Origin of the sequence: Pseudomonas sp. GV105 (genome assembly GCF_003058185.1) — a bacterium.
Classification (GTDB): Bacteria; Pseudomonadota; Gammaproteobacteria; order Pseudomonadales; family Pseudomonadaceae; genus Aquipseudomonas; species Aquipseudomonas veronii.
Genome location: NZ_QBUF01000012.1, coordinates 198,229 through 220,639 on the forward strand (window position 1 = coordinate 198,229; position 22,411 = coordinate 220,639).

Sequence of the window (22,411 nt, forward strand, 5' to 3'; positions counted from 1 at the left end):
CGCAAATTTAAATTCCAAGTTTTTATGCAGGGCATGCAGCTGATGAATGATCTGCGCCGCATCGATCTCAACCTGTTGGTGATCCTCGACGCCTTGCTCAGCGAGCAGCACGTCACTCGCGCCGCTGCACGTTTGCACCTGAGCCAGCCGGCGGTCAGCCACGCTCTGGCGCGCCTGCGCGACATGCTTGGTGATCCGCTGCTGGTGCGTCACGGCGGCAGGTTGCTGCCGACTGCCCGCGCGCTGGAGTTGGCGATACCGTTGGCGCAGGCCTTGGCCCAGGTGCAGGCGCTGCTGGCACCGAATCGCTTTGATCCGGCCTCGGCCACGCGCAAGTTTCGCGTGGCGATGTCGGACTACAGCGCGGCGATTTTCCTGCCGGGGCTGGTGCGAACCTTGCGCCGTGAAGCGCCCGGCATCGATCTGCAGATCATCCAGGCCAGCCGCGAAGGCATGGTGGACGGCGTGCTCAGCGGCGATATCGACCTGGCTGCCGGGGTCTTCCCTGACATGCCTGCTGAATTGCGGACTACGCCGTTATTCGAAGAGCATTACACCTGCCTGGTCGACCGCGCCAGCCTGCCACCCAGCGGCACGCTCGACCTGCCCACCTACCTGTCGCGGCCCCATGTGCTCTTGGAAATGCGCGGCAGCGGCACCCCGGAAATCGAGCGGGCACTGAGCGTGATCCGTGAGCGGCGGCATGTGGCGATCAGCCTGCCGCATTGGGGCGTGGCGCCGCAGTTGATCGAGGGCACGGACCTGATCCTGACCGTCTCGTCGAGGGGCGTGCTCAACATCGACCGTGAGCAACTGTCGACGGTGCCGCCGCCGTTTCATATTCCGTCGTTCGCCTTTGAGCTGGCGTGGCATGCGCGGCGGGGTGGGGATTCGGGGTTGCAGTGGTTGAAGGCGCAGGTGCAGGGTGTATTGTCCGAAGGTTGCCACTAACAGGAACGACCCCATGCTCACCGGCCTCAACCACTTGACCCTGGCTGTCACCGATCTGCCGCGCAGCGTCAGCTTCTACCGTGACCTGCTGCAACTTCGCCTCGACGCCACCTGGGACAACGGCGCCTACCTGTCATTGCCCGGCTTGTGGCTGTGCCTGTGCCTCGACCCACTGCGCCCGTCGGTGCCGGCGGCTGAATACACCCACTTTGCCTTCACGGTAGGCGCGAGCGACTTCGCCGCGCTGGTGCAACGCCTGCGAGCCGCCGGCGTAGCAGAGTGGCGCGACAACCGCAGCGAGGGCGCTTCGTTCTATTTTCTCGACCCCGATGGCCACAAGCTCGAAGCCCATGTCGGTGATCTGGCCTCGCGCCTGCAAGCCTGTCGCGCCAAGCCTTATGCCGGCATGCAGTTTTACCCGTAGCGCGGGAACGTGCAGAATCCTTCCACCTCTCAACCGTCAGTCAGAGTCACGCCCATGACCCCATCCTTGCTGCTCGCCGTCCTCGCTTCGGGTTTTATCTACGGTATTACGCCTGGCCCGGGGGTGTTGGCCGTGTTCGGTATCGGCGCGGCCCGGGGGCGTCGCGCCGGGGCCGGTTTTCTGTGCGGGCATTTGCTCGGCGATGTGCTGTGGTGCAGCACCGCGCTGATTGCGATCGTGGGGGCGCGGGAAGTCGGCAGCACTGCGTTCGATGTGCTGGGCGTGCTCAGTGGCGCGTACTTGTTCTGGCTGGGCTGGCGCGCGATCCGTACCCAGCGCCGCAGTAGCGAGGCACCCCAGGGCGCGGCGCGGCATCCGTTCTGGCACGGCATCCTGTTCGGCCTGACCAACCCCAAGGCCTACCCGGTGGCCGTCGCCACGTTTACCGCCTTGCTGTCCAGCCGTGCCGAGTTGCTGACCTGGGCGATGCTGCCATCGTTGATCTTGCTGAGCTTTATCGGTGGGCTGTTGGCCTACGCGATTCTGATCGGCGTGGTGGGCGCGCAGCGGGTACGCACGGTGTATCAGCGTCACGAAATCCTCATCACCAAGCTCTGTGGGGTGATGTTCATCGGCTTCGCCATCAATGCGCTGGCCCACGCGTTGCCGGGCCTGTTCGGCAGTAAACCGGCGTGAGGCGGCGACCGTTCGTCGCACTGGCAAGTTTTTTCTAAACCTTTGCGGCGGTTAAAATTCGAATTCAGAGCGAGGCGTATGTTCTCGCACCTATTTTTGCCCTGGAGGAACCCATCATGAGCCGCATGGCTATCCGGTTACGCACCGCCAGTTTCGCGATGCTGCTGGGCCTCGGCGCCAGCAATGCTTTCGCCCAGTCGCCGGCTGAATTCATCGAGCAGGCTTCGGCCAAAGGCATGGCCGATATCGAAACCAGCCGCATGGCCCACGCCAAGACCTCGTCCCAGGAAATCAAGGACTACACCATCGAGGTGATCAACGAGCGCACCCTGGCCAACCAGCATCTGGCGGCCATCGCCAAGAAGCTCGACCTGCCCGTGGCGCCGCGCGAGAAGATCGTCGACAAAGCCGAAACCCTCATGCCCGAGCTCAAGGACGGTGATTCCTTCGATGCTGCCTACACCGCGCAACAGGTCAAAGAAAACGAAGACGCCATCGCGCTGTTCAAGCAGGAAGGTGCCGCGTCGGATGTCCCGGAAATAAAAGCGCTGGTGGATGAGACGCTGCCCAAGCTGGAAGAGCGTCTGCAAAAGGCCCGCGCCCTGGCATCTACCTACGGTAAAGGCCGTCAAGGCGACGGTTGAGGCTTGCACTCGATATGCAAAACGGCGGTTGGCGCCCATCCAACCGCCGTTTTTTTATGCCGGGTTCAAGTCGGTCCTGGTCGCCGGCGCACTCAGAACCGCAGTTCCGCCTGGCCTGTGCCTTCCAGTGCGAGCAGATACTGCTTGGCCGCAAGCCCGCCGGCAAACCCTGTCAAGCCGCCCGATGCGCCAATGACCCGATGGCACGGCGCAATGATCGAGATCGGATTACGCCCATTGGCCGCGCCCACGGCGCGCACGGCTTTCGGGTTGCCGATCTGCTGGGCGATCTGGCTGTAGCTGCGGGTTTCGCCGAAGGGGATGGTCAGCAGTGCCTGCCAGACTTGTTTCTGAAAGTCGGTGCCGGTGAAGTCCAGCTCCAGCTCGAACCGATGACGGGCACCGGCGAAGTATTCCTGCAACTGGCGCTCGGTTTCCAACAGCACGGGGTTGTCTTTCACTTCGCGCAATTCCCCCAGGCGTACACGGTTCGCGCGCTCTGTTTCCCATAGGATGGCGCTGAGTTTGCCATGGCGGGACACCAGGGTCAGTTCGCCGACGGGGGAGGGCATGAGTGTGTATTCGTAGGCCATCAACGGGCTCCTCGGAGAACGGACGTAAAAGGGTACAGCGCTACGGTAGTTCCATCGACCTGGAGGAAAACTACGTTTCTTGCGGTCAAATTCCGCCGGAACGAGTCTGTCGGCGCATTCAGATGCCGCTATCGATCCTGTTGCAGCACCTTGAGCGCTGCGGACGCGAGGAACCCCGAACGGCTTTTTTCCTCGGGATGGTGCAGTACGTATTCATCGATACGATTGAGCAAATAGCCTGGCAGGGTGATGTTGAGTTTCTGCGCCTTGCCCAGGTATTTGGTGACATCGATGTCCACCACTGCCCACATGCAACCGGCGTACTTGGGGTTGGCTGCATGCAGGGTGACTTTCTGCGCGCTGGGAATCGGCGCACCGTCTTCGGCGAGAATTTCGAAGTGGCCTTCAATCGCTTCACGGGCCATGGCCATGGCGTCGTCCAAGTCGTCACCGACGGAGTAGCAACCAGGAATGTCCGGGACTTCCACGCCCCAGGCATGGTCTTCGTCACCAGTAGAAATTGCGATGGGGTACAGCACGTTCGTTGTCCTCCAAGGACAGTTAACTCAGCAGTGCCTGTTTCAACATGCTTTTGGCGGGCTTGTCCAACAAGTCCTTCTTCGGATGAGGAATTGTCACCAGCCCCGGTTTCGTCGGGTGCTTGAAGGGGTGATGGCTACCTCTGACGCGCACCAGATACCAGCCGTCGGCGACGATATGGCCTATTAAATATCGGCTATCCACAGCACCTCCTTGTGGTGTGTGTTGGTGGTGGCTATAACCACTGAAGATAAATTATCAACACTCTACCTACCAGCGGTCGGTGAGCGATAGTTCGGTGGGGGGGCGAATCAAGCGTATGAGCGCGCAGGACGGGCGTCGGTCAGAGGTATTACTGGGGTTTTCGCAGGAGTGACGCTTCTCCGATGACGGAGAGAAACGCATCAACCAATGCACTCGGTCTTTCAGTCGGGGTCAGCACCAACAACCGCGCACATGCATCCACCTCCACCAACGGCCTGTACGTCACGCCCTTGTTCATCAAGCTCTGCGTGCAGGCCGGCACCAAGGCCACCCCTTGCCCGGCGGCCACCAGGGCGATGATCGAGGTGATCTGGCGCCCCGTTGGCCCCGCGCGCAGGGGCACGCCATGCTGGCGATAAAGCTGTTCGACGGTCTGGTTCAGCCCTGACCCGTAGTCTGCGGGAAACAGTATCACCGGGTACGCGCAGAGCTGCGCCAGGCTGACGGTTGCCTGCTCGGCCAGCGGGCTGTCGCTGGATACAGCCGCCACCAGCCGCTCTTCGCCCAGCGACAGCGCCTGCACGTGGTCGTTTTGCGGTAACAGCCGGCTCAAGCCGATATCCAGCCGCCCATCCGCGACCTGCGCGCCGAGGCTGCCGGAGGCGCATTCCACCAGGGTCAATTGCACATCCGGGAAGCGTTGCGCGAAAGCCTGGATCGCCTGGCTGAACAGATCCGACAGGGCGATTGAACTGACATACCCCAACGCCAATTGCCCGGCCGTTCCGGCCGCGAGTTTGCCGGCGATGACGTGGGCCAATTCGACCTGTTCCAGCACACCCCGGGCATAGGGCAAAAACGCCCGGCCCTGGGCGGTGAGGGCGACCGTGCGGCTGGTGCGATCGAACAGTTTGAAACCCAGCTCTGCCTCCAGCGCGGAAATCTGCCGGGTCAATGGCGGCTGGGCCAGGTGCAGACGCAGGGCGGCGCGGCCGAAATGCAATTCTTCGGCGACCATCAGAAAGTAACGCAGCTTGCGTAGGTCGAGCATCCTGATCCTTGGGTATCAATCGGTGCGAATTCGGTATTGGTTTAAGCCCCGCCCGCCATTCTATAAAGACCTTTCAAAATAAAACGAGAGGTTTCATGAACGCGCGCCTGCATTGTGCCCGCCTTGCCCTGTTCCTGTGTGGCTGCGCGGCGTTTCTCAACCTGTATGCGACCCAGAGCATCCTGCAGACGTTTGCCGCGCACTTTCAGATCAGCGCCAGGACGGCGGGCTGGAGCATCACTGTGACCACGCTGGCGGTGGCGATCACCGCACCTTTCGTCAGCCGCCTGACCGCACGCCTGGAGCCGCGCAGCGTGATCAGCACGGCCGCGCTGCTGCTGGCGCTGCCGACGTTGATGACTGCCTATGCCGATAGCTTCGCCGAAGTGCTGATGTGGCGCTTTGTCGAAGGCATGTTGATTCCGGTGGTATTCGCCACCAGCGTGGCCTATATCGGCGAGCGCTGGCGTGGTGGGACGGTCACTGAAGTCACCAGCCTGTATGTTGCGGGAACCGTGTTGGGAGGGTTCGCGGGACGGTTCGTCACCGGTGTGATGACCGAGTACGTGGGCTGGCGCGAAGCCTTTGAGCTGCTGGCCGTGTTGAGCCTGATGGTGGGCGGGTTTATCCAGTTTCTGCTGCCCGCCGGTCGGCCGCGAGCGATGCAGGTTGAAGCGTTTTCGTCGGGGCTGTTTCGCAAACCCTTGGTGGCGGCGTATGCCGTAGGTTTTTGCGTGCTGTTTTCCCAGGTTGCGGCGTTTACCTACGCAGGTTTGTACCTTGGCCTACCGCCTTTTAACTTGGGGCCTGCGGCCTTGGGAACGCTGTACATGGTGTTCTTGCTGGCCCTGGTTGTGATCCCCATCGCCGGGCGCCTGAGCAAAGCCCGCCCACCCGCCGAACTGCTGAGTGTCGCGGCGGTGCTTGGCATCAGCGGCTCGGCGCTGACCCTGATGCCGTCGCTGTGGTGCATCGTGATCGGGCTGGCGCTCAGTTCTACCGGTGTGTTTCTGGCCCAGGCTGCCGCCAATGCGTTCATTGCCGGCAGCGCTCGCGAGAACAAGGCGGGGGCCGTGGGGGTCTATCTCACCGCGTACTACCTGGGCGGCAGTTGCGGGGCCGTCGTCCCGGCGCTGATCTGGGAGCGCTGGGGCTGGGCCGGGTGTGTGGCGCTGATCATCGTGTTCCAACTGCTGACGTTGCTGATCGCCTTGACTGGCTGGAAGCCCCTTAAACCTCAATTGATCCGCACACCATGAACGACACCGTCGCTTTGCCTGCTGCTGAAACATCCACCCGCCGCCGCGCGCTCATCGCCGGCTGCAGCGCCCATGCCGTACACGATGGCCTCACCGATGTGATCTACGTTCTGCTGCCTATCTGGCAAGCTCAATTCGCCTTGTCCTACGTCCAGATCGGCCTGTTGCGCGGCGCCTATTCCGGGATGATGGCCGTGTTCCAACTGATGGCCAGCCGCGCCGCCACACGCTGGGGGCGTACTCCGATGCTGGTGGGCGGCACCGTGCTGGCGGGTGTCGCTTACCTGTTGGCCGGGCAAGCCAGCGGGTTGACCGTGCTGTTGTTGGCGCTGCTGCTTGGCGGCCTGGGCGCCAGCACCCAGCACCCGCTGGCTTCCTCGATGATCACGGACGCGTATGAGGAGGGTGGTGGCGTCAAGCAAGCGCTGGCCCACTACAACTTTTCCGGCGACATCGGCAAAACCCTGATTCCCGGCCTGGTTGGCCTGTTGCTCACGCTGATCAGTTGGCGGGCCAGCGCCACACTGTTGGGGCTGCTCGGCCTGGCGGCGGCGGGGTTGCTGTGGTGGCTGATCCCCGGTCAGCCACACGCAGCCGCATCCACAACCAAGCCCCAGCCTTGCACCGCAACCGGCTCCGCCGCCGGCCTGCGCGCATTGATCCTTACCGGCACTATCGACAGCGCCGTGCGAATGGGTTTTCTCACCTTCCTGCCGTTCCTGCTGCAAGCCAAAGGCGCGGGCACGGCCGGTATCGGCCTGGCGTTGACGCTGCTGTTCATCGGCGGTGCATTCGGCAAACTGTTCTGCGGCTATCTCGGCGTGCGTATCGGCATGATGAAAACCGTCTGGCTGACGGAAACCAGCACGGCGCTGCTGATCGTCGCCGCGCTGTATCTGCCGCTGGCTGGGCTGATGCTGATGTTGCCGGTGTTGGGGCTGGTGCTCAATGGCACCTCGTCGGTGCTGTACGGCGCCGTGCCGGACCTGGTCAGCCCCGGCAAACGGGAACGGGCCTTTGCGCTGTTCTACACCGGCACCATTGGCGGCGGAGCGCTGGCGCCGGTGCTGATGGGGGGCGTAGGCGATGCGCTGGGCGTGCCGGTGGCGGTGATGGTGTTGGCGGGGATGTTGCTGGTGACGTTGCCGTTGGTGTGGGAGGTGCGAAGGAGTTTAAGAAACGAGGTTTAAGCGGGTTTGGCTTACGGCAGTCGGTGCTTGTTCGCCTTGCCCCTCGCTGTCTTTATTTGGAAGGGCGTAGGGCTTTATCTATCACAGCGAGGGTTTGTTTTTCTGTTTGCCGAGCTTAGGCGTACCCAACACGCGATTCAGCTCTCCTGCAACGGCGATCAATTGCTGTTCCAGCGCCTCCACTTCGGATTGACTGATTCCGCTGTTGATGACCTGAAGTGTCTTCAGCGGTTTTTTAGGCGTGGGTGCCAGATCATGAACATCCTGAGAAATCAGCGCTTGCCGAAGAATGTTGTTGATGACGGTCTGGTAACCCGTACCGGCATTTTCAGCCCTTTCGCGAGCCGCCTCGATCACTGAGTCGTCGAGCATGATGGTGATCCGGGTTTTGCCTTTACTGCTGGCGACAGCGCCGCGTTTAGTGTTGCTGAGGTCGTATTCGTCTTTCATGATTCAAGCCTCCAGATACTTCCGTCGTTCATTTCTGGATGCGAGTCTTGCGCTGATAGGTCTCACAAAATACGGGTCCCGATAGGTATAGGCGACCACCAATATTCTTCCTTTCGCGTCCTTCCCGATGATGCACCAGCGATACTCGTCATGGTCATGGGTTTGCCATACCAGTGCTGATTCGTCATAAAACACCGGTTCCGTATCCGCCCGGCTCAAGCCGTTGTGCTTGCTTTTATTGAGTGTGTTTTTCGCGGCGTCATATTGAATTCTGAAGGTTTTAATTATGCATATTTTATATGTATATAAATGCGGTTGTCGGGACCGCTGATCTTCAGATCTATGGGCGTTTGAATCTGTCCATCGACGTTGACTTGGAGTGTGGGGAGCAGAGAATTAGCGTGTAGGAGGTGTTACTGACAGAAGCGGCACAGGATCGCGTGCGGTAGGTTTCCCTTTCCAGGCCACCCATACCAAGGGGAAGGCCAGCCAAAGAATGAAATGCACCCTAGAAGGACTGGGCCAACGTAAACGGAATACGCAACGCACCGATGGGGCCTTCACGTGTACCGCACATTTCATCGTGGACGCAGTGCTGCACCAGCACACAAGGAAACGCCGGAACCCGTTGCAACAGGTCGCGCAAATGCGTGGTCGAGCCGATACGCATCGGTTTCGCATCCTCGTCCAGCAGCGTCATCGCCGTATGCTCGAGCCTGACGCGCGCGATGTAGAAACCGCCCTCCAGCGACAGCAGCTCCAGCTCGCGTATCTCACCCTTCACGGCCAGTTCGGTCAGCATTTGCATATTCATGATTCAGCCTCGCAGTGGGTCGTTCATTGGCGACGAAAGAACAGCGTGACCTGGCCCCATTCGACGCCAAACTTGGACATGCTCGACCGGTTGATCAACGTGTCTTCGTCCATCAAGTACATCCAGTCGTCAAAACTGACTTCGTAGACCGAGCCATCCACCGCCAGGTTGAGGCGGTAGCGCCAACGCAATGCGTTGCCGGCCACCTCGCCAATCGCCTCGCCAACCACATCCCCCGCGCGCCCGCGCCAGCGCCCAGGGCCATCCGGTGTCAACGTCCACACCCGCTGCTGGCGCGTGCCATCGCTGTAGAGAAAACGCTCGTCGAGAATCAACGCATCGCCCTCGCGTCGGCTGGCGATATCCACCTCAAAGCGCTTGGTCACTTCCCCCGAACGCTTCTGGAATATGCCCCAGGCCTTGACGGGTTTGCTGAAGAAACGCTCCAGGTCCAACTGCGGTTGCTGATCGGCGTAGTGGTCGACCTCTACGTTGCCGCAACTGCACAGGCTCAATACCAGAAGCAGTGAAACCAGTAGGCGTGCCATGGACCGGCTCCTTGATCGTGTGGGGCGGGGTACTGAGGTTCAAGGATTGATAGTTGTACAAAAATATTGTTTTGTACATGTTTTGCGGTGTTTATTTTGAAGGCTTCCGAGGCTTTGAAGCGCCCGACTCTATATTCCACCCATAAAAAAACCGGCCACCAAGGACCGGTTTTTACATCCCCCGTCAAAACCATCCTGACGCGAGATCAATATCTGAGTGGAGCGGGTGAAGGGAATCGAACCCTCGTTATCAGCTTGGGAAGCTGGAGTAATGCCATTATACGACACCCGCTCAGAGCGGCTGACTTTGTACCAGATGTGCGCCGCGATTTGAAGTTTTTCTTTGAGAAATGTGCAGGTTGCGCGTGTTTGCGTAGGCAACGAGCCGACCGACTGTAGGAGCGGGCATGCTCGCTCCTACAGTCGGCTGTGTTTCAGAGCGCAAAGGCATGCTGCGCCTGGCCCTGGTGATAGCGCAATCGGCTGGTCTGCCGCGCGGGCTTCAGAAAGCCGACCACGGCGTCGCGGCTGTCGCGGCAGGCCGCTTTGTGCTCCATGTCCAGAAAATGCCCGGTCGCCTGGATCGTGCTGAAGCTGCTGTTTGGCACGTATTGCCCGAACTGCTGGGCATCCTCGGCGCTGGTGTATTCGTCCCATTCACCGTTCATGAACAGCACCGGCACGGTGATCTGGCGCGCGGCCTTGAGGTAGCACAGCCGGTCGCTGTTGAGTACGTGGCTGATGTGGAAGTGCATCTGCCCGTATTCATGCTCGGCCAGGCTGCTGACGTGGCGGTAGTTGAAGCGCTTGAACAGCGACGGCAGGTGTTTGCCGATGGTGCTGTTGACCAGGTGGCCGACGCGGTCGCGGTCGAGCTTGCCGAGGTAGTCGACGCCGCGTTCGAGATAATCGCGCATGGGCGCGTTGATCACCGGCGAGAACGAGCTGATCACCGCCTTTTCCACGCGGCGCGGGCGCTGGGCGAGGGCGACGAGGGTGGCGGCGCCGCCCCAGGAGAAGGACAACACGTGTTCGGCGGCGAAGTGGTCGATGAGTTCCAGGAGGATCTGGCCTTCGACTTCCTTCGTCAGCATCTGCTCGTGGCGGTTATGGATTTTGGAGCGACCGGCGTAGGGCTGGTCGTACAAAACCACATTGAACTGCGGGTACAGGCTTTTCACGGTTTGGGCGAAGGAGGCCGTGGTGGCCATGGAGCCGTTGACCAGGATGATGGTCTTTTCAGCCGCGTCCGCGCGATAGAACTCCGTGTAAACCCGATACTGACCCTGTATATCCAACACAGCGATTTCTGGCCTCATGTCGTAAGACTCCTGGCAAGCGGGTAGGGCGCGCAGATCACTCTGCACGAGCTTTGTGACAGGTAGGCATACGCCTTGAAGATGAGCGCCCATGTCGCGCCGATGACGGCTGGCCGACGGGTGTTACCAGGGCGGGTTGTTTGCCGGGAAGGCCCGTGGATCAAGCGCGGGCGCGGCAAGGTGTTTCTTGGAGGTTATAGGCGACTCGCCAGTCATCTTTTGGCTGACGTTTTGATTCAAGCAGTCGGTTCGGGATGTCGCAAGTCGCAGGGATGGGTTTTAGCCATCACCGGCCGAACGGTCGTCAGACCTGGCGGATTTCATCGGCGCTCAACGCTCGATACTCACCGGGCGCCAGCGCGTCATCCAACGCCAGCGGCCCCATGCGTTCCCGATGCAAGCGCAGCACCTTGTTGTCGAAGTGCCCGAACATGCGTTTCACCTGGTGATAGCGACCTTCGATGATGCTCAAGCGTGCCAGGCGAGGCGCCAACAGCTCCAGCTGGGCCGGTTGAGTCGTCAGGTCTTCAAACGCGAAATACACGCCCGCCGCGAAGGTGGCGGCGTATTCCGCGCCGATCGGTTGTTCGGTCTCCACCAGGTAGACCTTGGGCAGTTTGGTCGTCGGTTGCGTCAGGCGCCGCGACCACTGGCCGTCGTTGGTGATCAGCATCAGCCCGGTGGTGTTGAAGTCCAAGCGGCCGGCGATGTGCAGCTCGTCCTTGTCCGGTTCGTCCAGCCAATCCAGCACGGTCGGGTGCTGGGGATCGCAGGTGGCGCTGACGCAGCCCTGGGGTTTGTGCAGCATGAAATAGCGCGCCGGTTTACCCGCCTGCAGCACCTCATCGTCCACGCACACCCGGCTGAATTCGCGCACCTCGTGGTGAGGATCGCTGACGGGCACGCCATCGACGCTCACCCGCCGTTCCACCAACAGCAGGCGCACTTGCTGGCGATTGAAGCGCGGCAGGTTGCTGAGGAATCGATCAACCCGCATTACAACGGCTCAGCCCCGCGCAACTGTGCGTCGACCTGGGCACAGCGTGGGCACAGGCAGGCTTGGTTGCGCAATGCATCGGGCAGGGCTTCGAGCACCGCCGGGTCGATGGTGACGCTGTAGCACCAGCAGGCCTGGTCGGCGGTGCGCGGGTCGGCCAGGGTGCAGTCGTTGCGGGCGCCGCAGGCGGGGCAGAGGGTGGCTGTGGTCATCGTTCGGTTCAGGCTGGATCGGGCAGGGCGCCGAAGGTCCCTGCACGATACAGCGCCGCTCAGTCCCGTTCCAGCACCACGACCCGCTGGCCGGCGCCAATCGCGCTGCCGGGCTGCACGGTGATTTCCCGCACCACTGCGGCGAACGGCGCCGGCAGCGCGATCTCCATTTTCATCGACTCCAGCACCACCAGCACATCGCCGGCCGCGACGCGTTCGCCCACCGCCACCCGGACCTGCCACAGATTGCCCGCGATATGGCTGTCGATGCTGTGCTCATTGGCCTTCAGCGGCGTGTCCTGCGCGAGCGGCGCTGGCGCTTCCTCGCTGTCGAAGTGCGCCTGGCCGCTGGCGATCCAGCGTTCGCGCTCGGCATTGAACGCCTGTTGCTGGTGGTCACGAAACGCATCGATACCGGTGGCTTCACGCGCCAGAAAATCCTGGTAGTCCGCCAGGTTCAACACGCTGTCCTCGATGTGCAACGCAAAGCGCCCCAGCGGAAAGTCCCGACGAATCTTTACCAGTTCTTCGGCACTCACCGGGTAGAAGCGGATCTGGTCGAAAAACCGCAGCAGCCACGGCTTGCCGTCGAAGGCCGCGACTTCGCGATAGCGGTTCCACATCTGCAACGTGCGCCCGACGAACTGATAGCCGCCGGGGCCTTCCATGCCGTACACGCACAAATACGCGCCGCCGATGCCCACCGAGTTCTCGGCGGTCCAGGTGCGGGCCGGGTTGTATTTGGTGGTCACCAGGCGATGACGCGGGTCCAGCGGCGTGGCCACCGGGGCGCCGAGGTAGACATCGCCCAGGCCCATCACCAGATAGCTCGCTTCGAACACGGTGTGGCGCACCGCGTCGAGGTCGGCGAGGGCGTTGATGCGGCGGATGAACTCCAGGTTGCTCGGGCACCACGGCGCGTCCTTGCGCACGGTGGTCATGTATTTGTCGATGGCCAACTGGCACGCCGGGTCATCCCAGGACAGCGGCAGGTGGACGATGCGCGAAGGCACTTGCAGGTTGGGCGTGGCGCACACGGCCGTCCATTCGCCGCTGATCAGCGCCAGCAGGTCGGCCAGGGGCAATTGTTCCGGCTGGTAGTGGACCTGCAGCGAGCGGATGCCCGGCGTCAGGTCGATCACACCGTGCCGTGCGTGGGTTTCGAGGGCCTGCATCAGCGCGTGGGCGCGAAAGCGCAGCACCAGGTCGAGCTCGGGCGCGCCGATTTCCAGCAGCAGGTGGGTGTCGCCGGCCAATCGGGCAACCAGACGCGTATCTTCCTGGCCGATATCCAACACCACAGGCGACGCGGGCCAATGTGGGCGGGGGCTTGCTCGCGATGGCATCGCCTCGGTGTTGCTGTGAGCGCGCGTCGCCTGCATCGCGGGCAAGCCTGGCTCCGGCATTTGATCCCATTTCAGCGCGAGATCGCGGGCGGTCTCGAGGTTCACCGGTTCGAAGCGCAGTTTGTCGCCGGCCTTGAGTTGCCCGAGTTGCCACAGGTCGGCTTCGATCACCGTCACCGGGCACACGAACCCACCCAGGCTCGGCCCGTCCGGGCCGAGGATCACCGGCATGTCCCCGGTGAAATCCACCGCGCCGATCGCATAAGGGTTGTCGTGGATATTCGACGGATGCAGCCCGGCCTCGCCGCCATCGGTACGCGCCCACAACGGCTTGGGGCCGATCAACCGCACGCCGGTGCGGCTGGAGTTGAAATGCACTTCCCACTGTGTGGCGAAGAAGGTGTCGATGTACTCGGGCCGGAAGTATTCCGGCGCGCCGTGGGGGCCATAAATCACCCGTAGCGTGCGGACCTGCGCCAGCGGTTGCGCGACCAGTTGCCGGCCTGCGGTGACGTCGACCAGCGGCAACAGATGCAGCACGTCGCCCGCGCGCAACGCCCGCCCGCCATGCCCGCCGAACTGGCCCAGGGTGAAGGTGCTTTGGCTGCCCAGGTAGTCCGGCACTTGCAGCCCGCCGCGCAGGCACAGGTAACTGCGCGCGCCGGCCCCGGCGAGGGTGCCGAGGCTCAACAGCGATCCGGCTTCGATCCGCAGCGTGGTGTTCATTGGCACGGGGTGATCGTCCAGCAGCAGCGGAATCTCCGCCCCTGTCACCGCCACCACGGCAGCGCAGTTGAAGCGCAACAGCGGCCCGCTCATGGTGATCTCCAAGGCTGCCGCGCCTTCGCGATTGCCCAGCAGACGATTGCCCAGGCGCAGCGCGCGGCTGTCCATCGGCCCCGACGGCGGTACGCCCACGGCCCAATAACCGAGGCGTCCGGGATAGTCCTGCACGCTGGTTTGCGTGCCCGCGCTGAGCACTTCGAACGTGTGGGCAACGTAGACCAGATCTTCCAGGCAGCGCGTCCACGGATGGCCACCGGCAAAGGGCGCGGCTAGCAGGATCTGGCGCAGGTAATCGCGGTTGGTTTCCACGCCGTAGAGCTGGCTGTCGCTCAAGGCGCGATGCAAATCCAGGCGCGCCTGTTCGCGGGTGGGCGCCCAGGTGATGAGCTTGGCGATCATCGGGTCGAAGTACGGCGGGATCTCACAACCGGCTTCAACCCAAGTGTCGATGCGCAAGCCTTCGGCCTGCGGAAAATCCACGCAGGTCAACAGCCCCGGGCTTGGCTGGAAATCGCGGCCTGGATCTTCCGCATACAAGCGTGCCTGGATCGCGTGGCCCTGGGGCTTCAACGCCAGCTCACTCAATGGCCGCATGTCTCCCGCCGCCAGTTGCACCATCCAGCGCACCAGGTCCACGCCCCACACTTGTTCGGTGACGCCGTGTTCCACCTGCAACCGCGTGTTCACTTCCAGGAAGTAGAAGCGACTGTCTGCGCTATCGAAGATGAATTCCACGGTGCCGGCGCTGCGGTAGTTGACCGCCTTGGCCAGGGTGATGGCGGCCGAGCACAGGGCCTCGGCCATGCCTTCGGGCAGGTTCGGCGCCGGGGTTTCTTCGAGGACTTTCTGGTTGCGCCGCTGCACCGAACAATCGCGCACGCCAAGGGCGATTACCTCGCCCGCGCCGTCGCCGAACACCTGCACCTCCAGGTGGCGAGCGTGCTCGATGTACTTCTCGATAAACACGCCGGCATCGCTGAAGTTGTTCTGGCCCAGGCGTTTGACAGCGTCGAAGCACTCGTTCAACTCCGCGGCGTGGCGGCATACGCGCATGCCGATGCCGCCGCCGCCGGCGGTGCTCTTGAGCATGACCGGGTAGCCCACGCGGTCGGCGGCGAGCATGGCGGCGTCGAGGTTGTCGAGCAGTTCGCTGCCTTCGAGCAAGGGGAGGTGGTGTTGCTTGGCCAGCGCCCGTGCGGTGTGCTTGAGGCCGAATACGCGCAGCTGGTGCGGGGTCGGCCCGATAAAGGCGATGCCGGCGTTTTCGCAGGCTTGCGCGAAGGCGGCGTTTTCCGAGAGAAAGCCGTAGCCGGGATGAATCGCCGTGGCGCCGCTGGCCTTGGCGATGGCGAGGATTTTGTCCACCGCCAGGTAGGTGCCGGCCGCGGCGCCTTCACCGAGGCTGTAGGCTTCGTCGGCGTGTTGGATGTGCAGGCTGGCCGCATCGGCTTCGGCGTACACGGCGACGCCCTTTACATGCAGCTCGCGCAAGGTGCGCAGGATGCGGCAGGCGATGGCGCCACGGTTGGCGATCAAGAGTTTTTCGAACATGGCAAAACCCTGCGGGCCGTCCCGCAAAGTGAAGGAGCACTGCGGTCGTCCGCAGTGCATGTCGTGAGTGTGGGAGGGGGGGCTCCCGATGGTGGTGAGCCAGTGGGTGCGTGTTTGGCTGACTTGCCGCCATCGGGGGCAAGCCCCTTCCCACAGGGTTCAGCGGTTTTGAAGACACTGCCCGGCTCGGGCCTGGCAGAGTGCAAATAACCAACTGCGCAAGCGCTTGAGTGTCAGTTCCATACGAGTAACTCCGCAGGCGTCGGGTTGTAGGCGTTGCACGGGTTGTTCAATTGCGGGCAGTTGGAGATCAGCACGATCACGTCCATCTCGGCGCGCAGGTCGACGTACTTGCCGGGGGCGGAAATGCCGTCTTCGAAGGTCAACCCGCCGTCGGCCGTGACCGGCACATTCATGAAGAAATTGATGTTCGGGCCAATGTCGCGTTTGCCCAGGCGACCGTCATGGGCGCAGGCCCGCAGGTAGTTGTCGCGGCAGCTGTGCATGTAGCGTTTTTCCAGGGCGTAGCGCACGGTGTTGCTCTCTTGGGCGCAGGCGCCACCGAGGGTGTCGTGGCGCCCGCAGGTGTCTGCGACGAGGGTCAGCATCGGCTGGCCGAGGTTGGAATAGAGCACGCTGCCGGCGCCCAGGTACACGCTGTTCTGGCGGCGCAAGGTGCGTTGCACGTCGTAGCGCTCGCGCGGGTTTTTCACGCTGTAGAACAGCGTGTCGACCGCCTGGTTGCCCTCCAGGTCAAGGATGCGCAGGGTCTGCCCGGCCTTGACCTCCATCAGCCACGGCTCGCCGGCGGGAATGGTGGCGCGGTACACCGCCGTGTCGGGTTGTTTCAGTGCGATAGACATGGCAGCTCCTCAGGCGAACAGACGGTCGGTGTTGATAAAGCCGCGCGCGTTTTCCGGGCGCGAGGTGCGGCAGTGTTCGGCGACGCTTGGGTCGGCGTTCATCCAGCTCAGTTTCAGCGGTTGCGGGGCGTAGTCGGGGTTGGGGTCCATCGGATGCTGCAGCGCGGTGAGCACCACCAGGGTGTCCATCGGTGCGTAGAGTTCGATGTAGTCGCCCGCCTTGGAATTGCCCGGCACGAAGTGCAGGCCACCGTTGTCGTCCACGCTGACTTTGCTGAACAGGTTGAGGGTCATCAGCAGGTCGGAAAGCCCCAGGCCCCACTTGCCCAATTCCACCAGCAGGTTGTCGGTGCCGTTGCGATAGAAACCGTTGCGCAGTTCCTGATAGCGCCCCTGGCCGTACTTCTCGGCCACCTCGGCCGCGCACAGCACGCCGCCGATGCTGTCACTCCAGCCGCAGGTGTCGGCAGTGATGGCGGCCAGCACGCGGCCCATGTCCGAGTACAGGCAATGGCCGCGGGTGAGCTTGGCGGTGTGTTGGCATTTGAGGCTGTCGGGCAGGTTCAGGCGTTCGGTTTTTTCGTTCGCGTTGAGCAGGGTCAGGCTGACGTTGGCGCCACCGCGCAGGTCGGTGAGGCGCAGCAGTTGACCGCGCTTGAGCACGAAGGAGCGGTGGCCGCCGCCGGGCAGTATTTCTTCGGCGAATGGCGGGAACAGTTGAGTCGAATCGGTCATTTGGAAGTCGCTCCAAGTTCGGCGGCGAGCGCCTTGCGCCGCTCGCCGTTCAAAGGGATGTCGTAGGTGATACGGGCGCCATAGGCGCCGGGGGCGTGGGGGTCGACGCGGACCTTGTCGAACACCAGCAGGCGCGTGCCGAGGCTGAAGCCTTCGCTGAGGTCGTGGGTGACCATGAACACCGTCAGCCGGGTTTCGCGCCACAGCTCCAGCAGCAACTGGTGCATGTCTTTGCGGATGCCGGGGTCGAGGGCGCCGAAGGGTTCGTCCAGCAGCAAGACGCGCGGTTTCATGATCAGGGCCTGGGCGATGGCCAGGCGTTGTTGCATGCCGCCGGAGAGCTGCGCCGGGTACTTGTCAAGCGCGTGGCCGAGGCCGACTTTGTGCAGCAGCGCGGCGGCCTGTTCGCGCGCGGCTTTTTTGGCTTTGCCGAACAGCCGTCCGAGCAACGGCGCGCGCGGCAGCTCGAGGCCGAGGGCGACGTTGTCGAGCACGCTCAGGTGCGGGAACACCGAGTAGCGCTGGAACACCACGCCACGGCTGGCATCCGGTTCGCCGGCCAGCGGTTGGCCGTCGAGCAGGATGTGGCCCTTGCTCGCGGTTTCCTGGCCCAGCAGCAGGCGCAGAAACGTCGATTTGCCGCAGCCGGAGGTGCCGACCAGGGTGCAGAATTCGCCCTCGGCGACCTGCAGATTCAAACCCTCCAGCACCACCTGATCGCCGTAGCGCTGCCACACATTGTTGACGCTGATAAAACTCATGCCCGCGCTCCTTCATACCAGGGGAACGCGCGCCGGGTCAGGGCCTTGAGGCCCCAGTCCATCAGCCAGGCGAGCAGGGTGATCCACACCACGTAGGGCAGGATCACGTCCATCGCCAGGTAGCGGCGCACCAGGAAGATCCGGTAGCCCAGGCCGTCGGTGGAGGCGATGGCTTCGGCGGCGATCAGGAACAACCACGCCGAGCCCAGCATCAGCCGCAGTGAGATCAGCAGGCGCGGCAGCAATTGCGGCAACACCACGCGCAGCATCAGGGTCCAGGTCGAAGCGCCGAGGGTCTGCGCCTTCACCAGCAGTTCCACAGGAATTTCGCGTGCGCGCTGTTCCAGGTCGCGGGCCAGGCACGGGGTGACGCCGATGACGATGAGCATCACCTTGGACAATTCCCCCAGGCCGAACACGATGAACAGGATCGGCAGGATCGCCAGCGGCGGCACCATCGACAGTACCGTCAGCAACGGCGACAACGGCGCGCCGAACAATGGCAACGTGCCGGCGGCGATGCCCAGGCACAGGCCGGCGAGGGCACTGATGCCCAGGCCGAGCGCGAGGCGGCGCAGGCTCGACGCGCTGTCCTGCCACAGCACGTATTCGCCGGTGCGGCTGTCGGCGCTCAATGCCAGGCGCTTGACCGCCTCGAGCATTTGCCCGGCACTGGGCAGCAGTTTGTCGTTGGGGTTATCCGCCAGGCGCTCGGCCGAGCCCACGAAGTAGGCGAACAGCAGCAGGGCGAACGGCAGCAGCACCAACAACAGGCGGCTGGAGCGGTCCGGGTGACGGTTGATCAGGCGCATGGCCGGGTCCTCTTACAACGTGCCGTCGGCGGCCATCTGCACGTAGCGGGGGTCGAACTGCAGCTTGAGGTTGGCCTTGTCGCCGCTGGTCACGCCATTGGCGAAGCTCATGCCCACGGCGCTGGTGTCCTTGGCCCCTTCACCTAACAGGCCGTGTTGGAAGGAGAACTCGGCGACCTTGCGCATGGTCGCTGGCAACTGCGCGCTGGTGGCGAAGGCCAGGGCTTCCTTGGGCGTGGCGAACAACTTGGTGGTGTCCAGTTGCGACTGGAACCCCTTGAGGTCGGTGCCCGAGGCCTTGGCCATGTGTTCCAGGGCTTCGCTGCTGGCGGCGCCTTTGGCGTTCATCAGGGCGACCACTTCGAACCAGGCGCCGGTGAGGGCTTTGCCCAGGGCCGGGTTGTCTTTGAGGGTCTGGGTGTTGACCACCATCATGTCCATGATTTCGCCGGGCACTTTGCTGGAGTCGAACACCTGGGTGACGCCGGGTTTGGCGTTGATCGCAGAGAGCATCGGGTTCCAGGTCGTCACCGCTTGCACCTGGTCGGTGTTGAAGGCAGCGGCGATGTCGGCGTCGGAGGTGTTGACCACTTTCAGGTCTTTTTCGGTGAGGTCGGCCGACTCCAGCGCGCGGGCCAGCAGGTAGTGCGACACCGACAGTTCCACCAGGTTGACGTTCATGCCCTTGAGGTCGGCGACGGTCTTGCCGCTGCCTTTGATCACCACGCCATCGTTGCCGTTGGAGAAGTCGCTGACCACCAGCGCGGTGCTGTCGACGCCACCGGCGGCGGGGATGGTCAGGGCGTCCATGTTGGTCATGGTGCAGCCGTCGAACTGGCCGGCGGTGTACTGGTTGATGGACTCGACGTAGTCATTGAGTTGCACCACGTCGATGGTGATGCCGTACTTCTTGGCCCACTTGTCGAGGATGCCTTGGCTGCCGGCATACTCCCACGGCATCCAGCCGGCATAGATCGTCCAGCACACGCTGAAGTGGTCTTTGACGGCGGCCTGGGTCTGGACGCTCAGCACAGCAGCAAAGGCGGCGGCGAGCAGGGCGGGTAAACGGATTGAGGGCATGGGGCTTCTCCAGTTGATCGAGGGCGAGCAGGAGCAACGCGGCACCGTGAACGGTGGCTTGTCTCCCGGGCTTTTATCCCGCCGTGTAACCTCAACTGGAGGTCGCCGACTCTCGGACCAGCCACTCGCGTTTCGCGAGCCGGAACCCTAGTCAGCCATTGCAAATTGTGGTGCCGCGAACCTGTGATGAATCCTGCACGCAAGAGGCTAAGCGAGAGTCATGCCAAGTAGGGCGCGGGCGTGTAGGTCGCGGGTTTGCGCGCAACGCCCGACGCTCGAGTGCGTGCGGCTGCGTTGCACTGGTGCGCCGTCGCACTGCAATGAGGCATTCGGTTCGTCTGAAACAGATGTTTCAGTCTGTGTCGAAATCGCACCAGTTTCGCTTTTTGATGTCAGATATTTCGTCATTCAGCAAAAGTTGAATGCCGCCCGCCAGCGTCGCTGGCGGTGCTCTTTCGCGGTCCAGGAGGCCGCCATGTATCGACGACTGCTTCTTATCGCTGTGCTCGGTCTGTCCCTTTCTGCGTGCGTGCCCTATTACGATGGAGGCCCAGGTTATTACCGTTCCGAGGTCTATACCGCGCCCGCGCCGGTGTATTACTACGGCGGCGGCCCGGCGTATCAATATCGGCGTGACTATTACCCGGCGCCGCGTTACTACGCGCCGGCGCCGCGTTATTACCAGCCGGCGCCTCGCATGGGTTACCGGCCTTATCCAAACCAGGGTTGGGGGGATCGCTGGGGCAATGGCGGGCACGGTCGCGGTGGCGATCGTGGCGCTGGTCGCGGCGGTCATCGTTGACCGCTCTTGAAGGCAAGCGGCGCAGGCAGCGCCGCTTTTTCGTAGCATTTAGCAGTACTGTCAGATTTAACAGCTATCGTTTGGGTTTCTAGTGTATTCAACTGGGAGCGGCCGTTGTGTCTCTTCGACCGCCCAGTGAGCGAAGGAACCCCCGATGATCAGACAATTGATGTGCGTTTTACTCCTCATGGTCGGCGGCGTTGCACACGTGCAAGCGAACCAAGGCTGCCCTTATCCCTCGGCAATCAAGTACGTTGATGGCTACTTCCAGGCGACGGTAGGAACACTCGTCTGGCAAAGCCCGAAGATCGGCTATCGGGAGTTTGTCGACCAATTCATTGGCGCCATTTTTACCCCGGGCAAGGCACAGGATCGGGAAAACGGCTATGTAGACAAGTGCAGCTACCTGACCGGTGACGGTCAGAGAGTGGACTTGCGGTACGGCAAATCGGCAGAGGTGGAGACGATGTCGCTGACCGGTACTTTGCATTGGCACCTTGCCAGCGACCCCTTCGGCCTGCCGGTGTATATCTGCCAGGACAGTCAGCCGGACAATTGCGCATTCACGGTTAAAAAGCCAAAAAACTGACTGTCAAAAGTAGGAAAAATCCGCGAGCGGATGGCGGCCTTCCCAGGCTTTGTTGAAATGCGCCTGCACCACGGCCTGCGGAATGGCATTGATATCCGGCCAATGCCAATGAGGCTGCTGGTCTTTGTCGATCAACCGCGCGCGGACCCCTTCGCTGAATTCCGGGTGGCGGCAGCAATTGAGGCTCAGGGTGTATTCCATCTGGAACACCTCGGCCAGCGACAGGTGGCGGGCGCGCTGGAGCTGTTCCCACACCAGGTGCGCGGTCAGCGGGCAGCCTTCGCTGAGGGTCTTGCCGGCGCGGCTGAGCAACGGGTCGGCGTGCTCGCGCAACGGGCTCAAGGCCCGCCAGGCACTGCGCACGTCACTGACATCCAGCCACTCATCGATCTGCGCCCGGCGTGGTAGCCATTGCGCTTCGGGTTGCTGGTCGATGGCTTCCTGGGCCAAGGCCTTGAGCAGGCTGTTGAGCTGCATCGCGGTCTGTTCCTGCCAGTTCAGTTGCAACAGGCCTTCGAGCAGTTCGTCTTGCTGGTCGTCGCGCATGAAGCGGTCGGCCAGGCCCAAATCGAGCGCGTCGCGGCCGTTGATGTGCGCGCCGGTCAGGCCAAGGAACAACCCCAGTTTGCCCGGCATGCGTGACAGGAACCAACTGGCGCCCACATCCGGGTACAGGCCGATACTGATCTCGGGCATGGCCAAGCGGCTGCTGGGGGTGACGATACGCACCGAGGCGCTTTGCAGCAGGCCCATGCCGCCGCCCAGCACATAGCCGTGACCCCAGCAGATCAACGGTTTGGGGTAGGTGTGCAGGCGATAGTCGAGGCGATATTCCGCGGCAAAAAACTGCGCGGCCAGCTCCGGCACGACGCCGGGTTGTTCACGGCAGGCCATGGCCAGGCTGCGCACTTCGCCGCCGGCGCAAAATGCCTTGGGGCCCTTGCCGCGCAACAGCACGCAGACGATGTTCGGGTCTTTGGCCCAGGCGTCCAGGCGATCGCCCAGGGCCAGGATCATCGGCAGGGAGAGGGCGTTGAGGGCCTTTTCGGCGTCCAGGCTGGCGATGCCGATGCGCGCGCCGCCGCTGCCGGTCAGCTCTTCGAAGTGCAGGTTCATCGTGACCTCAATCGGGAAGGTGAAGGTTGAGTATGATCCCTTCATGGGAAAGTGCCGGTTGTGTGTCAGATCAATTGA

The 22,411-nt window shown here is 62.7% G+C and carries 26 protein-coding genes, 1 tRNA gene and 1 riboswitch; of the genes, 8 read left to right on the forward strand and 19 right to left on the reverse strand.

Annotated elements, in window-relative coordinates; translation table 11 throughout:
- Nucleotides 1-24: 24 nt before the first annotated feature.
- The 4 genes from C8K66_RS23040 (at nucleotide 25) to C8K66_RS23055 (ending at nucleotide 2,715) form a co-directional block, all read left to right on the forward strand.
- Entirely contained in the window at nucleotides 25-951 is a 927-nt protein-coding gene (locus tag C8K66_RS23040; protein ID WP_046384398.1) for a LysR family transcriptional regulator, read from the forward strand.
- A 13-nt stretch (nucleotides 952-964) separates the two neighbouring features.
- Nucleotides 965-1,375 carry a fosfomycin resistance glutathione transferase gene (gene fos / locus C8K66_RS23045; RefSeq protein ID WP_108526023.1) on the forward strand — a complete coding sequence of 137 codons (411 nt, stop codon included), beginning with the start codon at nucleotides 965-967 and terminating at the stop codon, nucleotides 1,373-1,375.
- A 54-nt stretch (nucleotides 1,376-1,429) separates the two neighbouring features.
- Nucleotides 1,430-2,071, forward strand: a complete 642-nt coding sequence (locus tag C8K66_RS23050) for a LysE family translocator (protein ID WP_046384396.1) — start codon at nucleotides 1,430-1,432, stop codon at nucleotides 2,069-2,071.
- Nucleotides 2,072-2,187: 116 nt separating this feature from the next.
- Complete coding sequence (locus tag C8K66_RS23055) at nucleotides 2,188-2,715, forward strand: DUF4142 domain-containing protein (protein WP_017844866.1); 528 nt, start codon at nucleotides 2,188-2,190, stop codon at nucleotides 2,713-2,715.
- Between the two features lie 92 nt (nucleotides 2,716-2,807).
- On the opposite strand, the gene C8K66_RS23060 is transcribed toward C8K66_RS23055, so the two are convergent.
- The 4 genes from C8K66_RS23060 to C8K66_RS23075 all read right to left on the reverse strand — a co-directional run bounded on the left by C8K66_RS23060 (nucleotide 2,808) and on the right by C8K66_RS23075 (nucleotide 5,103).
- Entirely contained in the window at nucleotides 2,808-3,308 is a 501-nt protein-coding gene (locus tag C8K66_RS23060; protein ID WP_046490294.1) for a methylated-DNA--[protein]-cysteine S-methyltransferase, read from the reverse strand.
- Between the two features lie 128 nt (nucleotides 3,309-3,436).
- The gene (locus C8K66_RS23065) at nucleotides 3,437-3,847 is read right to left on the reverse strand and encodes a type II toxin-antitoxin system HicB family antitoxin (protein ID WP_057004761.1); all 411 of its coding nucleotides are present in this window, start codon (nucleotides 3,845-3,847) and stop codon (nucleotides 3,437-3,439) included.
- Nucleotides 3,848-3,869: 22 nt separating this feature from the next.
- Entirely contained in the window at nucleotides 3,870-4,052 is a 183-nt protein-coding gene (locus C8K66_RS23070; protein ID WP_108526025.1) for a type II toxin-antitoxin system HicA family toxin, read from the reverse strand.
- 148 nt (nucleotides 4,053-4,200) lie between these two features.
- Complete coding sequence (locus C8K66_RS23075) at nucleotides 4,201-5,103, reverse strand: LysR family transcriptional regulator (protein WP_046384393.1); 903 nt, start codon at nucleotides 5,101-5,103, stop codon at nucleotides 4,201-4,203.
- Between the two features lie 95 nt (nucleotides 5,104-5,198).
- Between C8K66_RS23075 and C8K66_RS23080 the strand changes: the two genes are divergently transcribed.
- Both C8K66_RS23080 and C8K66_RS23085 read left to right on the forward strand, forming a co-directional pair.
- Entirely contained in the window at nucleotides 5,199-6,362 is a 1,164-nt protein-coding gene (locus C8K66_RS23080) for an MFS transporter (protein WP_108526027.1), read from the forward strand.
- Nucleotides 6,359-7,552, forward strand: coding sequence for an MFS transporter (locus C8K66_RS23085; protein WP_108526029.1), 1,194 nt, complete (start codon nucleotides 6,359-6,361; stop codon nucleotides 7,550-7,552). Before C8K66_RS23080 ends, C8K66_RS23085 begins: the two co-directional genes overlap by 4 nt.
- A gap of 81 nt (nucleotides 7,553-7,633) precedes the next feature.
- Here the strand turns inward: C8K66_RS23085 and C8K66_RS23090 are convergent, their stop codons facing one another.
- From C8K66_RS23090 to C8K66_RS23155, 14 genes are all read right to left on the reverse strand, one after another.
- Complete coding sequence (locus C8K66_RS23090) at nucleotides 7,634-8,002, reverse strand: BrnA antitoxin family protein (RefSeq protein WP_079443030.1); 369 nt, start codon at nucleotides 8,000-8,002, stop codon at nucleotides 7,634-7,636.
- Nucleotides 8,003-8,005: 3 nt separating this feature from the next.
- Complete coding sequence (locus tag C8K66_RS23095; RefSeq protein WP_082107793.1) at nucleotides 8,006-8,287, reverse strand: BrnT family toxin; 282 nt, start codon at nucleotides 8,285-8,287, stop codon at nucleotides 8,006-8,008.
- A 223-nt stretch (nucleotides 8,288-8,510) separates the two neighbouring features.
- Nucleotides 8,511-8,816, reverse strand: coding sequence for a DUF6482 family protein (locus C8K66_RS23100; RefSeq protein ID WP_017844869.1), 306 nt, complete (start codon nucleotides 8,814-8,816; stop codon nucleotides 8,511-8,513).
- Nucleotides 8,817-8,839: 23 nt separating this feature from the next.
- Complete coding sequence (locus C8K66_RS23105; protein WP_046384389.1) at nucleotides 8,840-9,364, reverse strand: DUF3833 domain-containing protein; 525 nt, start codon at nucleotides 9,362-9,364, stop codon at nucleotides 8,840-8,842.
- Nucleotides 9,365-9,582: 218 nt separating this feature from the next.
- A tRNA-Gly gene (locus C8K66_RS23110) sits at nucleotides 9,583-9,656 on the reverse strand.
- Between the two features lie 142 nt (nucleotides 9,657-9,798).
- Complete coding sequence (locus C8K66_RS23115; RefSeq protein ID WP_057004957.1) at nucleotides 9,799-10,683, reverse strand: alpha/beta fold hydrolase; 885 nt, start codon at nucleotides 10,681-10,683, stop codon at nucleotides 9,799-9,801.
- A gap of 304 nt (nucleotides 10,684-10,987) precedes the next feature.
- Entirely contained in the window at nucleotides 10,988-11,680 is a 693-nt protein-coding gene (locus C8K66_RS23120; protein WP_017844881.1) for a pseudouridine synthase, read from the reverse strand.
- A complete protein-coding gene (locus tag C8K66_RS23125; RefSeq protein WP_017844882.1) occupies nucleotides 11,680-11,892 on the reverse strand; it encodes a cysteine-rich CWC family protein in 213 nt (70 codons plus the stop codon). The genes C8K66_RS23120 and C8K66_RS23125 overlap by 1 nt, the downstream gene beginning before the upstream one ends.
- A gap of 59 nt (nucleotides 11,893-11,951) precedes the next feature.
- A complete protein-coding gene (gene uca, locus C8K66_RS23130) occupies nucleotides 11,952-15,575 on the reverse strand; it encodes an urea carboxylase (RefSeq protein WP_108526031.1) in 3,624 nt (1,207 codons plus the stop codon).
- Nucleotides 15,576-15,808: 233 nt separating this feature from the next.
- Nucleotides 15,809-16,438: an urea amidolyase associated protein UAAP2 gene (locus tag C8K66_RS23135; protein WP_046384385.1), complete on the reverse strand. Its 630-nt coding sequence runs from the start codon at nucleotides 16,436-16,438 to the stop codon at nucleotides 15,809-15,811.
- A 9-nt stretch (nucleotides 16,439-16,447) separates the two neighbouring features.
- Nucleotides 16,448-17,173, reverse strand: coding sequence for an urea amidolyase associated protein UAAP1 (locus tag C8K66_RS23140; RefSeq protein ID WP_017844885.1), 726 nt, complete (start codon nucleotides 17,171-17,173; stop codon nucleotides 16,448-16,450).
- Nucleotides 17,170-17,934 (reverse strand): ABC transporter ATP-binding protein, encoded by a 765-nt coding sequence (locus C8K66_RS23145; protein WP_017844886.1) that lies wholly within the window; start codon nucleotides 17,932-17,934, stop codon nucleotides 17,170-17,172. Before C8K66_RS23145 ends, C8K66_RS23140 begins: the two co-directional genes overlap by 4 nt.
- On the reverse strand, nucleotides 17,931-18,746 hold the full coding sequence (locus C8K66_RS23150) for an ABC transporter permease (RefSeq protein WP_046384383.1): 816 nt from the start codon (nucleotides 18,744-18,746) through the stop codon (nucleotides 17,931-17,933). Before C8K66_RS23150 ends, C8K66_RS23145 begins: the two co-directional genes overlap by 4 nt.
- A 12-nt stretch (nucleotides 18,747-18,758) precedes the next feature.
- Nucleotides 18,759-19,826, reverse strand: a complete 1,068-nt coding sequence (locus C8K66_RS23155; RefSeq protein WP_108526033.1) for a putative urea ABC transporter substrate-binding protein — start codon at nucleotides 19,824-19,826, stop codon at nucleotides 18,759-18,761.
- 60 nt (nucleotides 19,827-19,886) lie between these two features.
- Nucleotides 19,887-19,988: riboswitch (guanidine-I (ykkC/yxkD leader) on the reverse strand.
- 313 nt (nucleotides 19,989-20,301) lie between these two features.
- On the opposite strand from C8K66_RS23155, the gene C8K66_RS23165 reads away from it, so the two are divergent.
- Together C8K66_RS23165 and C8K66_RS23170 are read left to right on the forward strand one after the other, a co-directional pair.
- On the forward strand, nucleotides 20,302-20,628 hold the full coding sequence (locus C8K66_RS23165; protein ID WP_082643854.1) for a hypothetical protein: 327 nt from the start codon (nucleotides 20,302-20,304) through the stop codon (nucleotides 20,626-20,628).
- Between the two features lie 154 nt (nucleotides 20,629-20,782).
- The gene (locus C8K66_RS23170) at nucleotides 20,783-21,217 is read left to right on the forward strand and encodes a DUF3757 domain-containing protein (RefSeq protein ID WP_046384380.1); all 435 of its coding nucleotides are present in this window, start codon (nucleotides 20,783-20,785) and stop codon (nucleotides 21,215-21,217) included.
- Nucleotides 21,218-21,220: 3 nt separating this feature from the next.
- Here C8K66_RS23170 and C8K66_RS23175 read toward each other — a convergent pair whose 3' ends face one another.
- Nucleotides 21,221-22,333, reverse strand: a complete 1,113-nt coding sequence (locus C8K66_RS23175) for an enoyl-CoA hydratase/isomerase family protein (RefSeq protein ID WP_017844891.1) — start codon at nucleotides 22,331-22,333, stop codon at nucleotides 21,221-21,223.
- Nucleotides 22,334-22,411 lie beyond the last annotated feature (78 nt).